Here is a 13,731-nt window from a genome sequence, read left to right as displayed (position 1 = left end):
GAAAGCTCCGCTAAAGCAGGGCTTTTATTATTTTCCTATGATGTCAAATCTTTTTCAGCGTCAGCGAAGCCCTAGTGGTAATAATAAAACAACAATGAATCAACGGAGGGAACAACATGAATGCTGACACCCAAATGCTATTATTGGAACTCCGTCAAACAAAAACCGAAATTGAACATTCTTTGGCAGCTAAAAAAGAAAAGAATTGGCTGACAGCGATTTTGGAAGATGAATTGGCTGATGTGAATAAGGCTTTATTCAAAATGGCTGAAGGGAATTTTGGATATTGTGAAATCTCCGGAGAATTACTCCCAACTGAATTTTTAACTGCCATTCCAACCATCAGGTCAATAAAGGATACAGAAAGAATCGAAAACTTTTGGAAAAAACCAATTTAACCTTCTTTTGCAGCTGGAACATTGTCCTTTTGCAATTAAGTATGCTAAAATTCATAAGAAGTATAGGCTAAATGTGGGGGTATTTCTTAGTGTACTACTTAATTGCACTTTTTGTTATTCTTTTAGATCAGCTGACGAAATGGTTAATTGTCAAAAATATGTTTTATGGGGAAAGTATTCCGGTCATTGATCATGTTTTGTATATTACCTCACATCGCAATCGGGGAGCAGCCTGGGGAATTCTTCAAGGGCAAATGTGGTTATTTTATGTGATCACGATTATTGTCATTGTTGCGATTACATATTATCTACGTAAAGCAGCAAAAGGGAAGCCGCTGTTCGGAATGTCGCTTGCATTGATGCTTGGCGGGGCAATCGGCAACTTCATTGATCGTGTATTTCGTAAAGAAGTAGTTGACTTTATTCACACCTATATATTTGGCTACAATTTCCCAGTCTTTAATATTGCGGATTCCGCATTAGTCATTGGAGTAGCATTATTGATTATTCAAATGTTGTTGGACGAGAGAGGTACAAAGGAGAAAACTTATGGAGAAAATGGAACACATCATTCTTGACGAGGAGAATGGAGAGAGGATTGATAAAGTCATTTCCGGTCTTGATGAAGAATGGTCAAGAACTCAGGTACAGCAGTGGATCAAAGAAGGAAATGTGCTGGTGAATGGGAAGGAAGTTAAAACGAATTATAAATGCAGTATCAATGACCATATCGAAATCATGATACCTGACTCGGAAATTCTTGATGTTATACCGGAAGAAATGGATTTAGATATTTACTATGAGGATCAAGATGTCATAGTTGTTAATAAGCCAAGAGGAATGGTGGTTCACCCTGCACCAGGGCACATGACCGGAACTTTGGTTAACGGTCTAATGGCTCATTGTAAAGATTTATCCGGTATAAATGGGGTTTTACGACCTGGAATCGTCCACCGGATTGATAAGGATACGTCCGGGTTATTGATGGTAGCCAAAAATGATTTGGCCCATGAAAGCCTTGTTAATCAGCTTGTTGAAAAAACTGTTACACGAAAATATAAAGCTATTGTTCATGGAGTAATCCCCCATGACCATGGTACAATTGATGCACCGCTTGGCAGGGATCCGAAAGATCGTCAGAGTATGACGGTTGTTGATAATGGGAAACACGCTGTCACTCATTTTCATGTGCTTGAACGCTTCAAAGAGTTCACCTTTGTTGAGTGTCAGTTAGAAACTGGAAGAACGCACCAAATTCGTGTTCATATGAAATACATTGGCTTTCCGCTGGTAGGAGATCCTAAGTATGGACCGAGAAAGACGTTGGATATTGATGGACAGGCACTGCATGCCGGAATTTTAGGCTTTGTCCATCCAAGGACTAATCAATATTTGGAATTTGAAGCACCGCTTCCGGATTGTTTAGAACAGCTTGTCGATCAATTAAGAAAATAATCGTTGACATTATGAAACGATCACGTTATGCTAACTATAGTTGAATATGCCTTTAATTCGGTCCTATGAGGCTGAGAAGGAACGGTCTAGAATGGAGCATTGTGTTCTCCTTGTAAGCATACGTTTACCTCTCGCCGGCGGCGGGAGGTTTTATTTTTAAGAAAAGCAGGTGATACCATGAAGCAAAAAGCACTTATTCTAGACGAGCAGGCGATCGGAAGAGCATTGACAAGGATTGCACATCAAATCATTGAGAAAAATAAAGGAATTGAACATTGCGTTCTTATCGGTATTCGGACAAGGGGAATTTATTTGGCCAAGCGTCTTGCCAAAAAAATAGCTGAAATTGAAGGCAGCCCCATTCCTGTTGGTGAACTGGATATCACGCTATATCGCGACGATTTAAGTATTAAAACGAATACTCAAGAGCCGCTTGTTAAGGGATCTAATATCGAGTTTGAAATTAGCGATAAAAAAGTAATCCTTGTAGATGATGTATTATATACCGGCAGAACTGTAAGAGCAGGTTTAGATGCATTAATGGACATTGGTCGTCCAAGCTCCATCCAGCTTGCTGTCTTAGTTGACCGCGGCCATCGGGAATTGCCGATCCGTGCTGATTATGTCGGGAAGAACATTCCTACATCTAGTAATGAAAGAATTGTGGTCGAGCTGCTTGAAGTAGATCAGATTGATCAAGTATGTATATATGATAAATAAATACATTCCCTTTTAAATGCAGTCCTGCGAGGCTGGCAAAGGGGAAAAAACGTCGATAGATTCGGTTGTTTATTCCTCTTTGTTCCTTTGGTGCAAAGAGGTTTTTTTATAAAGAAAAAGCCAGACTAATAAAAAATACTTATTTAAAAATGGAGGAGAAAGCATGACCGAAAAACCAATCTTGGATATACATGATAAGCCGAAACCCGCCCAATGGTTGACATTAAGTCTGCAACACTTATTTGCCATGTTCGGATCAACTATTCTTGTTCCATATCTTGTAGGTTTAAGCCCTGCGATTGCTTTAATCTCCAGCGGTCTTGGCACATTGGCGTTTCTTTTGATCACCCAGGGAAAAGTTCCTGCTTATCTTGGATCATCCTTTGCATATATTGCTCCCATCATTTATGCTAAAGCGGCAGGCGGACCTGGGGAAGCTATGGTGGGAACATTCCTGGCAGGAATCATCTATGGAATTGTTTCTTTAATTATAAAGAGAGCTGGATACAAATGGGTCATGAATTTACTACCGCCGGTTGTTGTCGGTCCGGTCATTATAGTGATCGGATTAGCCGTATCAGGAACGGCTGTAGGTATGGCGATGAATAATCCGATTACTCATAAATACAGCTTGCTTCATTTTTCCGCAGCGCTTGTAACCTTGGCTGCAACGATTGGATTCACGATTTTCGGGAAGAAATTTTTAAGTTTTATTCCGATCCTTGGCGGAATTATCGTCGGCTATGTTTACTCACTGCTGATAGGAATTGTAGATTTCAAGCCGGTTATTACGGCACCATGGTTTGAAATTCCAAATTTCATCTTCCCGTTTGTTAGTTATAAAGTAAAATTTTCGGTAGATATTGTTCTTCTGATGGCTCCTGTAGCGATCGTTACTTTATCGGAACATATTGGACACCAGCTTGTTCTTAGTAAAGTAGTAGGGCGTGATTTTATTAAGGATCCAGGCCTGCACCGCTCTATCCTTGGAGACGGGACGGCAACGCTGATTTCTTCCTTAATCGGCGGGCCGCCAAAAACGACCTACGGTGAAAATATCGGCGTTCTTGCCATAACCAAAATTTACAGCGTTTATGTTATAGCCGGTGCAGCCGTTTTCGCCATCTTGTTTGGATTTATTGGAAAGGTATCAGCCTTAATCCACTCCATTCCGACACCTGTCATGGGAGGGGTTTCGATTCTCCTGTTTGGTATCATTGCTTCATCAGGCTTAAGAATGCTGGTAGACAGCAAGGTGGATTTTGGCAATAATCGAAATCTTGTGATTGCATCGGTTATTTTAGTAGTTGGAATAGGTGGTGCCTTTATAAAAATTACCGAACAATTCCAAATCCAAGGAATGGCTCTTGCAGCGATTTTTGGAGTAGTCTTGAATCTAATTCTCCCTGGCAGACAGCCGGCAGATGCAAATATGTTTGGTGAATTAGACACAAAAGAAAATCATAAAAAAACCGCATAAAAAAAGAAAACCTTTTAAAAGAAGTCCAGAGAGGCTTATAAGGGTGTTTGCGGGGAATAGAGAGACATGTCTGTCTTTCCTCGTAAAAGCAAGAAGTAAAACACTCTGACCAAAAGGTTCAGGGTGTTTTTTTACAAAAACGAGAGGCGGGAATGGGATGTTACAACACTTACTGACAACGAATGAATTAAAGGAGTCGGAGATTTATCAAATTCTGAATGAAGCAAGCGATTTTAAGGCAGGGAAACAATGGAAGCCTGACAAACAAATGTTTACAGCTAATTTATTTTTCGAACCAAGTACAAGAACAAAATCCAGTTTTGAAGTGGCAGAAAGAAAATTAGGTTTAGAAGTGATTCCTTTTGAAGTGCTGACCTCGAGTGTGCAAAAAGGAGAAACTCTTTATGATACAGTGAAAACGTTGGAAGCAATTGGTGTAGAAATCATTGTGATCAGACATCAGCAAGACCGTTATTTTGATGAATTAGTTGGAAAAGTCAATATTCCGATTATTAACGGCGGAGATGGCTGCGGTCACCACCCGACCCAGTCTTTGCTTGATCTGATGACCATTTATCAAGAATTTGGCAGATTTACAGGATTAAAGGTTGCGATTATCGGAGATATCCGACACAGCCGAGTAGCCCGCTCTAACGCAGATGCTTTGACAAGACTTGGGGCCAAGGTGATTTTTTCCGGTCCGGAAGTATGGTTCGACCAGGAATTTAGTCTTACAAGTTATCGACCTATTGATGAGGCAATCCGTGAATCAGATGTTGTTATGCTACTTCGTGTACAACATGAGCGTCATAGCCAAAAAGGGAGTTTTACTGCGAATGAATACCACCGCCAATTCGGGCTGACATTGGAAAGAGAAAGGATGATGCAGCCGCACAGTATTATCATGCATCCTGCACCGGTCAACCGGAATGTTGAAATCGCTGATAGTCTTGTAGAGTGCAAGCGGTCGCGGATTTTCAAACAAATGGAAAATGGCGTATTTGTCAGAATGGCTGTATTAAAGCGGTCAATTGAAAGTCTTAAAGGGGGAAATAACTATGAAACTGCTAATTCAGAACGCATGCTTCATAGCATCTAACGGAGAAAAAAACGAAGCTGATATTTTAATTGAAAATGGTGTGATCACAAAAATCGCTGATGAAATTAAAACGGAAGTTGATCGAATGATAGATGCATCAGGACTCTTCGTTGCTCCGGGATTTGTTGATCTCCATGTCCATCTCCGTGAACCAGGCGGGGAAAAGAAAGAAACGATTGCGACTGGAACACTTGCCGCTGCCCGGGGCGGATTTACAACCGTAGCTGCTATGCCAAACACAAGACCGGTACCTGACACGAAAGAACAAATGGAAAACTTGCAAAAGCGGATCAAGGAAACGGCTCATGTCCGGGTATTGCCCTATGCATCGATCACTACCAGACAGCTTGGTCAGGAACTGACTGATTTTGCGGCTTTGAAAGATGCAGGTGCTTTCGCCTTTACGGACGATGGTGTAGGAGTTCAGTCGGCGGCAATGATGCTTGAGGCAATGAAAAAGGCGCGGGAGTTGGATATGGCGATTGTCGCTCATTGTGAAGAAAATTCATTGATTAATAAAGGCTGTGTCCATGAAGGTGCTTTTTCGAAACAATATGGATTAAACGGAATTCCCTCTGTCTGCGAATCTGTACAAATTGCCCGGGATGTTCTCTTAGCCGAAGCAACCGGTTGTCATTATCATGTCTGTCATATCAGTACAAAAGAATCTGTCCGTGTAGTAAGGGATGCAAAGAGAGCCGGAATTCATGTAACAGCGGAAGTGACCCCGCATCATCTGCTATTATCGGAGGATGATATTCCGGGATTAAATGCCAATTATAAAATGAACCCGCCGCTAAGGTCTAATTCTGACCGTGCCGCATTAATCGAAGGGCTTCTTGATGGAACCATTGACTTTATCGCAACGGACCATGCACCGCATACACAAGCTGAAAAAAGCGAAGGAATGGTGCTTGCTCCATTCGGGATTGTCGGCTTGGAGACAGCCTTCCCGCTCCTCTATACCGAATTGGTGTTGAAAAATCTTATAACCCTTGAAGAATTAATTGCCTATTTAACCATTAAGCCGGCAGAAGCTTTCGGCCTGCCATATGGAACAATAGAAGTGGGAGCAGCGGCTGACATCGTAATTTTAAATTTGGATGAAGAACGGGCGATCAATCCTGACGAGTTTTTATCAAAAGGAAGAAATACCCCGTTTACAGGCTGGAAATGTAAAGGATGGCCGGTTATGACCATTTCAGAAGGACAAATAGTTTGGGAAAAAGGATGTGTGACAGCGTGAAAAGACAGCTGATTTTGGAAGATGGAACGATTTTTATCGGAGAAGGATTCGGAGCCGATACGGAAACAGTTGGTGAAGTTGTATTTAATACAGGGATGACAGGTTACCAGGAAATCCTTTCCGATCCATCCTACTGCGGACAAATTGTCACCCTTACTTACCCCTTAATTGGTAACTATGGAATTAACCGCGATGATTTCGAGTCCATCAACCCTGCGGTTAAAGGATTCATTGTGAAAGAAGCTTGCGATTTTCCGTCAAATTGGCGCAGCGAATATACATTGGACGACTACTTCGTAATGAAAAAAATCCCAGGAATTTCTGGAATTGATACCCGAAAGCTAACAAGAATTATCCGTCAGTACGGGACATTGAAAGGTGCCATTTGCAGCATCGAAAAAAATGCAGAAGATATCATCCATTCATTGAAAAGCAAACAGCTTCCAATCGATCAAGTAAGGCAGGTTTCAACAAAAAATCCTTATCCAAGCCCAGGGCGAGGAAAGAGAGTTGTTCTAGTCGATTTTGGGATGAAGCACGGCATTTTACGAGAATTAAATAAACGGGACTGTGACGTGGTAGTTGTGCCATACCATACAACAGCCCAGGAGATTCTTCAGCTTCGTCCGGACGGAATTATGCTTTCAAATGGGCCTGGAGATCCAAAAGATGTTCCGGAAGCGATTGATATGTTGAAAGGTGTATTAGGGAAAATTCCGCTGTTTGGCATTTGCCTTGGGCATCAATTGTTCGCTCTTGCCTGCGGGGGAAACACGGTGAAAATGAAGTTTGGCCACCGTGGTTCCAACCATCCTGTAAAAGATTTGGCAACAGGGAAAATTGCCATGACATCCCAGAACCATGGTTATACAGTAGAACCTGAATCGATTAAAAGTACTAGACTTGCAGTTACCCATATCGCGTTAAATGATGGAACAATCGAAGGGCTAAAACATTTGGACTATCCGGCATTTACGGTTCAGTATCATCCGGAAGCTTCTCCAGGACCGGAAGACGCAGGACAATTATTTGATCAGTTTCTCGAATTGATGGAAGCAAATAAGGAGGTTATCACCAATGCCTAAACGTACAGATATTAACTCCATTCTAGTGATTGGATCCGGTCCCATTGTGATCGGACAGGCAGCGGAATTTGACTATGCCGGAGCTCAGGCTTGTATTGCTCTTAGAGAAGAAGGGTATCGCGTCATTCTCGTAAACTCCAATCCAGCGACAATCATGACAGATACTGAAATTGCGGACCGCGTGTATATTGAACCATTAACTGTTGAATTTGTCTCAAGAATTATCCGCAAGGAACGCCCTCATGCATTGCTTGCAACACTTGGCGGTCAAACAGGACTTAATCTCGCTGTTGAGCTGGCGAAATCCGGAGTACTTGAAGAATGTGGTGTGGAAATCCTCGGGACAAAGCTGTCAGCTATCAATCAGGCAGAAGACCGTGAACTGTTTCGAAGCTTAATGAACGAACTAAATGAACCAGTACCCGATAGTGAAATTATTCATGAATTAGCCGAAGCAAAAGCTTTCGTTGAGAAAATCGGCTTCCCTGTAATTGTCCGCCCTGCCTTTACGCTTGGAGGAACAGGGGGAGGCATCTGTCATAATGAAGAAGAACTTGAAGAAATTGTAGAAACCGGCCTGAAAAACAGCCCAGTACATCAATGTCTTCTGGAAAAGAGTATTGCTGGATATAAAGAAATTGAATATGAAGTCATGCGCGATGCTGGAGACAATGCGATTGTCGTTTGTAATATGGAAAACATTGACCCGGTAGGAGTTCATACTGGTGACTCCATTGTTGTGGCACCGAGCCAGACTTTAAGTGACAGGGAATACCAGCTGCTAAGAAATGTATCGCTGAAAATTATCCGCGCTCTTGGGATTGAAGGGGGATGTAATGTTCAGCTTGCATTAGATCCAGACAGTTTCAAATACTATGTTATTGAAGTAAACCCGAGGGTCAGCCGTTCTTCGGCATTAGCTTCGAAAGCAACTGGTTACCCGATTGCCAAGCTGGCAGCAAAAATTGCGGTCGGGCTGACGCTTGATGAAATGTTGAACCCGGTAACCGGCAAAACCTATGCAAGCTTTGAACCTGCACTTGATTATGTTGTTACCAAAATTCCAAGATGGCCATTTGATAAGTTCGAATCCGGCAACCGTTCATTAGGGACACAAATGAAGGCAACAGGAGAGGTTATGGCGATCGGCCGTACATTTGAAGAGTCGCTTCTAAAAGCCATCCGCTCTCTTGAAGCCGGAGTGTACCATTTCGAATTGACCGGGGCAGAAGCTATTGATGATGAACTGTTGGAAAAACGGATTAAAAAAGCGGGAGATGAAAGACTGTTCTATATTGCGGAAGGTTTAAAACGCGGCATCACGATTGAAACGATCCATCAGTGGAGTAAGATTGATTTATTCTTTCTGAAGAAAATGGAAGGAATTATCAAACTTGAAGAACGGCTTCGCGCTAATCTCTTTGACAAAGAGCTTCTTTTGGAAGCCAAACAAAAGGGCTTTACCGATAAAAAAATTGCCGAACTTTGGGGACGGACCGAAGCAGAAATTTATGAGCTTCGAAAACGTTCTGGTATTGTACCTGTTTATAAAATGGTTGATACTTGTGCGGCAGAATTTGAATCGGAAACCCCTTACTACTATGGCACATATGAAGAAGAAAATGAATCCATTGTACCCGGGAGAAAAAGTGTCGTTGTTCTTGGGTCTGGACCGATCCGCATTGGCCAGGGCATTGAATTTGACTATGCTACTGTGCATTCTGTAAAAGCAATTAAAGAAGCGGGATATGAAGCGATCATTATTAACAACAACCCGGAGACGGTTTCAACGGATTTTAGCATCTCCGATAAACTATATTTTGAACCACTAACTATTGAAGATGTCATGAGTATCATCGACCTTGAAAAACCAATCGGAGTTGTTGTCCAGTTTGGCGGGCAAACCGCAATTAATTTAGCTGCTAAACTCGAAGCGAATGGTGTTGCCATTTTGGGAACGAGCCTAGAGAATTTGGATCGCGCGGAAGACCGAGATAAATTTGAACAAGCTCTTCGCGAATTAAACATACCGATGCCGCTTGGAAAAACGGCGCTATCAGTTGAGGAGGCGCTGATCATCGCAGGAGAAATCGGTTACCCGGTTCTTGTTCGCCCTTCCTATGTTCTCGGAGGCCGGGCAATGGAAATTGTCTACCGTGAAGAAGAGCTGCTGCACTATATGAAAAATGCAGTCAAAGTGAATCCTGAGCACCCTGTTTTAATTGACCGTTATTTAACCGGGAAGGAAATTGAAGTGGATGCTGTATGTGACGGGCAGAATGTGCTGATTCCGGGAATTATGGAGCATATTGAGAGAGCTGGTGTCCATTCAGGAGATTCAATTGCCGTTTATCCGCCGCAGACATTATCCGAAGCCGTGAAGAAAACACTGGTAGAATATACAGTAAAAATGGCGAAAGGGTTAAACATCATCGGGTTATTAAATATCCAATACGTTCTATCAGGAGATCAAGTATTTGTGCTTGAAGTAAACCCAAGGTCAAGCCGCACCGTACCATTTTTGAGTAAAATTACGAACATTCCGATGGCAAAAATTGCGACAAGAGCTATTCTAGGTGAATCGATCCCTGCTCAAGGATATACACCTGGACTCGTTCCAGAAAAAGAGGGTGTATTTGTAAAGGTTCCCGTATTCTCTTTTGCCAAATTAAAAGATGTTGATATTTCACTAGGACCGGAAATGAAATCAACCGGTGAGGTGATGGGCAAGGATGTTACTCTGGAAAAAGCTCTTTACAAAGGCTTAGTGGCTTCCGGTATGAATATCCAAAAGTTTGGGACTGTCTTGTTTACAGTTGCCGATAAGGATAAGCAGGAAGCTTTAAAATTGGCAAAACGGTTTTCCGCAATTGGCTACCGTTTAATGGCAACGAGCGGCACCGCACAAGTGCTGGAAGATGCCGGCCTTCCCGTACAGGTAGTCAAGAAAATAGGAGCAACGGGACAGACTTTGTTAGATGTGATCCATCATGGCGAAGTTCAGTTTATTATCAACACATTAACAAAAGGAAAACAGCCGGAGCGTGACGGCTTTAGAATCCGACGTGAGGCTGTCGAAAATGGGGTTCCATGTTTGACCTCATTAGATACTGCAGAAGCGATTTTGAAAGTAATTGAATCAATGAACTTCTCGGCAGAACCAATGGCAGCAGAAGAAAGGGAGGCCGTGTTTGCGTGATCCAAAAAGAATTATGCCGAATTATTGGCCAGCGGGAAATTGCTGCAGACATTTATGAGCTGACGATCAAGGCAAATTTAGTAAAGGAAATCTCTGAACCCGGGCAATTTGTGCATATTCGGGTGGCCAAGCATGATCCATTATTAAGAAGACCGATCAGCATTTCTTCATATGATAAAGAAGCCAGACAATTAAAGATGATTTATCGTAAGGAAGGTAAAGGAACAACACTTCTCGCGGAAATGGTTGAAGGGATGGAAGTGGACATTCTCGGTCCGTTAGGGAATGGTTTTCCAATTGAAGAAGTATCAGCAGGGGAAACGGCACTTCTTGTTGGCGGCGGGATTGGCGTGCCGCCACTTTATGAACTATCTAAGCAATTGAAGGCAAAAGGCGTCAAGGTGATCCATGTTCTTGGCTTTCAAACAAAATCGGCCGTTTTTTATGAGCAAGAATTTCTACAGAATGGTGAAACGTTCGTTACAACCGTTGACGGCTCTTATGGTTTTAAAGGATTTGTCACGGATATTATGAAAGACTTACAGTTCGATATTCTCTATACATGCGGCCCGACCCCGATGCTTCGGGCAATCGAACAAAAGTATTCAAATAAGAAACTGTTTCTGTCATTGGAGGAACGGATGGGCTGCGGAGTCGGCGCCTGCTTTGCCTGTGTCTGTAAGAGGCCGAATGATCTGTCCGGTGTTTCTTATAAAAAAGTCTGCAGCGATGGACCTGTTTTCCGTGCCGGGGAGGTATTCATTTGAGTAAATTAAATATAGAACTGCCAGGTTTAAAATTGAAAAATCCGATCATGCCGGCCTCCGGCTGCTTCGGATTTGGCCGCGAATATAGTCAATTCTATGATTTAAGCCTTCTTGGGGCAATCATGATTAAAGCAACAACAGTAGAGCCCCGCTTTGGCAATCCGACACCGAGGGTCGCGGAAACTGCCGCTGGAATGCTTAATGCAATCGGCCTCCAAAATCCCGGTCTTGAAAAGGTCGTTGGCGAAGAGCTTCCATGGCTTTCACAATATGATGTACCGATTATTGCCAATGTTGCCGGATCAGTTGAGGAAGATTATGTGGCAGTAGCGAGAGAAATTTCCAAAGTGCCAAATGTTCATGCGCTGGAACTGAACATCTCCTGTCCGAACGTGAAACATGGCGGGATTACTTTTGGAACAATCCCGGAGGTGGCAAAGCAGTTAACCTGGAAAGTAAAAGAAGTTTCTGATGTTCCGGTTTATGTAAAGCTGTCACCAAATGTCACGAATATCGTTGAAATGGCCAAAGCGGTGGAAGACGGCGGAGCCGACGGGTTGACAATGATCAACACATTAGTCGGCATGAGACTGGATATGAAAACAGGAAAACCGATTTTGGCCAATCGTACAGGAGGCTTATCAGGTCCTGCAGTAAAACCGGTTGCTATTCGGATGATTTATGAAGTGAGTCAGGCAGTTTCCATTCCGATCATTGGAATGGGCGGAATCTCTTCGGCGGAAGATGTGATCGAATTTTTCTATGCAGGTGCAAGCGCCGTTGCTGTCGGCACAGCGAATTTCGTTGATCCGTTTGTCTGCCCGGATATTATTGAAAAACTTCCAGCTTTATTGGATAGGCTGGGTTTTGAACATATCAGTGAATGTCAAGGAAGGAGCTGGAAAGAACATGGACAACGCACTTATCATCGCGCTTGATTTTGCTAACGGTGATGAAGTCGGGAAATTCTTGCTCCCCTTTAGCGATCACCGGCTGTTTGTCAAAGTGGGAATGGAGTTGTATTACCAAGAAGGTCCTTCCATTATTCAGCTGTTAAAAGAAGCTGGTCACCAGATTTTTCTCGATTTAAAACTGCATGATATTCCGAATACAGTAAGAAGTGCCATGAAAGGACTGGCCCGGTTTGAAGTGGATCTTGTAAATGTTCATGCTGCAGGAGGGAAAGAAATGATGCAGGCAGCAATCGAAGGGCTAGAAGCCGGCACGCCGGCAGGCAGCAAACGTCCAGCTTGTATTGCTGTAACACAGCTGACAAGCACCTCTGAAGGACAAATGAATAAAGAACAGCTCATCCCTGTCACCTTAAAAGAATCTGTTTTGCATTATGCAACCCTTACCAAAGAGTCCGGCTTGGATGGAGTCGTTTGTTCTGCATGGGAAGTGGCTTCTATTAGGGAACAGCTGGGAACTGACTTTTTTACCGTCACACCGGGAATTCGCAGACAATCGGACGAGACAGCGGATCAAAAACGTGTAGCTACACCTGAATATGCTAGAAATGCCGGAGTTAGTGCGATTGTGGTCGGACGTTCCATAACACGATCAGCTGATCCGTTAAAAAGTTATCTAGAATGGCTTGAAGCTTGGAAGGGAGTACAACAATGAACCAAAAAGTTGCTGAAAAGCTTTTAGAAATAAATGCCGTAGCATTGAAGCCGAACGAGCCGTTTACATGGACATCAGGGCTTCGCGCTCCGATTTATTGTGATAATCGGCTGACCCTATCTTATCCGGAGGTTAGAAAGGAGATCGCTTCAGGCTTAAAGAACTTGATACAAGAGCATTTCCCGGATGCTGAAATGATTGCCGGAACCGCAACAGCCGGGATCCCCCATGCCGCCTGGGTTAGTGAACTTTTGAATTTACCAATGTGTTATGTACGTTCGAAGCCAAAAGGTCATGGCAAAGGCAATCAAATTGAAGGAAAAGTACACGAAGGTCAAAGTATAGTCGTTGTGGAAGATTTAATTTCAACCGGCGGCAGTGTCATTACGGCAGTGCAGGCATTAAGAGAAGCTGGCTGCAAAGTTCTTGGAGCTGTGTCCATTTTTACATATGGACTTGAAAAAGGAAAAGAAGCTTTTGCCAAGGAAGACATTCAAAGCTATTCATTAACTAACTTTGTAGAATTGGTGGAAGTTGCTATTGAAAAGGGTTATATCAGTAAAGAAGACCAGAAAAGCCTGTTATCTTGGAGCAATGATCCTTTGGCATGGAGCAAGCAGTTTGAATAAACTAAAGCCCCGTTTACCGGGGCTTTA

Annotated in this window: 13 protein-coding genes; all 13 read left to right on the top strand. The window is 42.9% G+C overall.

Features of this window, described 5'->3' with window-relative positions; genetic code table 11:
- The first annotated feature begins 116 nt into the window (after window positions 1–116).
- The 13 genes from BFU02S_RS00525 (at window position 117) to pyrE (ending at window position 13,704) form a co-directional block, all read left to right on the top strand.
- Window positions 117–398: a hypothetical protein gene (locus BFU02S_RS00525; protein WP_066365148.1), complete on the top strand. Its 282-nt coding sequence runs from the start codon at window positions 117–119 to the stop codon at window positions 396–398.
- Between the two features lie 71 nt (window positions 399–469).
- Complete coding sequence (gene lspA, locus BFU02S_RS00520) at window positions 470–976, top strand: signal peptidase II (protein ID WP_066365146.1); 507 nt, start codon at window positions 470–472, stop codon at window positions 974–976.
- Window positions 948–1,853: an RluA family pseudouridine synthase gene (locus tag BFU02S_RS00515; protein WP_066365144.1), complete on the top strand. Its 906-nt coding sequence runs from the start codon at window positions 948–950 to the stop codon at window positions 1,851–1,853. The genes lspA and BFU02S_RS00515 overlap by 29 nt, the downstream gene beginning before the upstream one ends.
- 177 nt (window positions 1,854–2,030) lie before the next feature.
- Window positions 2,031–2,573 (top strand): bifunctional pyr operon transcriptional regulator/uracil phosphoribosyltransferase PyrR, encoded by a 543-nt coding sequence (gene pyrR / locus BFU02S_RS00510; RefSeq protein WP_066365143.1) that lies wholly within the window; start codon window positions 2,031–2,033, stop codon window positions 2,571–2,573.
- A 163-nt stretch (window positions 2,574–2,736) separates the two neighbouring features.
- Window positions 2,737–4,053, top strand: a complete 1,317-nt coding sequence (locus BFU02S_RS00505) for a solute carrier family 23 protein (RefSeq protein WP_066365134.1) — start codon at window positions 2,737–2,739, stop codon at window positions 4,051–4,053.
- 157 nt (window positions 4,054–4,210) lie between these two features.
- A complete protein-coding gene (locus tag BFU02S_RS00500; protein ID WP_066365131.1) occupies window positions 4,211–5,152 on the top strand; it encodes an aspartate carbamoyltransferase catalytic subunit in 942 nt (313 codons plus the stop codon).
- A complete protein-coding gene (gene pyrC / locus BFU02S_RS00495) occupies window positions 5,112–6,398 on the top strand; it encodes a dihydroorotase (RefSeq protein ID WP_066365129.1) in 1,287 nt (428 codons plus the stop codon). Before BFU02S_RS00500 ends, pyrC begins: the two co-directional genes overlap by 41 nt.
- Entirely contained in the window at window positions 6,395–7,483 is a 1,089-nt protein-coding gene (locus BFU02S_RS00490; RefSeq protein WP_066365128.1) for a carbamoyl phosphate synthase small subunit, read from the top strand. Before pyrC ends, BFU02S_RS00490 begins: the two co-directional genes overlap by 4 nt.
- A complete protein-coding gene (gene carB / locus BFU02S_RS00485) occupies window positions 7,476–10,682 on the top strand; it encodes a carbamoyl-phosphate synthase large subunit (RefSeq protein ID WP_066365126.1) in 3,207 nt (1,068 codons plus the stop codon). The genes BFU02S_RS00490 and carB overlap by 8 nt, the downstream gene beginning before the upstream one ends.
- Window positions 10,679–11,449 carry a dihydroorotate dehydrogenase electron transfer subunit gene (locus BFU02S_RS00480; RefSeq protein ID WP_066365124.1) on the top strand — a complete coding sequence of 257 codons (771 nt, stop codon included), beginning with the start codon at window positions 10,679–10,681 and terminating at the stop codon, window positions 11,447–11,449. Before carB ends, BFU02S_RS00480 begins: the two co-directional genes overlap by 4 nt.
- A complete protein-coding gene (locus tag BFU02S_RS00475; RefSeq protein ID WP_066365121.1) occupies window positions 11,446–12,387 on the top strand; it encodes a dihydroorotate dehydrogenase in 942 nt (313 codons plus the stop codon). The genes BFU02S_RS00480 and BFU02S_RS00475 overlap by 4 nt, the downstream gene beginning before the upstream one ends.
- The gene (pyrF, locus tag BFU02S_RS00470; protein WP_066365118.1) at window positions 12,359–13,075 is read left to right on the top strand and encodes an orotidine-5'-phosphate decarboxylase; all 717 of its coding nucleotides are present in this window, start codon (window positions 12,359–12,361) and stop codon (window positions 13,073–13,075) included. The genes BFU02S_RS00475 and pyrF overlap by 29 nt, the downstream gene beginning before the upstream one ends.
- Window positions 13,072–13,704, top strand: coding sequence for an orotate phosphoribosyltransferase (pyrE, locus tag BFU02S_RS00465; protein WP_066365116.1), 633 nt, complete (start codon window positions 13,072–13,074; stop codon window positions 13,702–13,704). The genes pyrF and pyrE overlap by 4 nt, the downstream gene beginning before the upstream one ends.
- Window positions 13,705–13,731: the final 27 nt, after the last annotated feature.

The sequence above is a fragment of the Neobacillus fumarioli NBRC 102428 genome (genome assembly GCF_001591485.1).
GTDB lineage: Bacteria > Bacillota > Bacilli > Bacillales > Cytobacillaceae > Neobacillus > Neobacillus fumarioli.
Note: the sequence above shows the minus strand (reverse complement) of the source record. Positions and strands in the feature narration are given on the sequence as shown.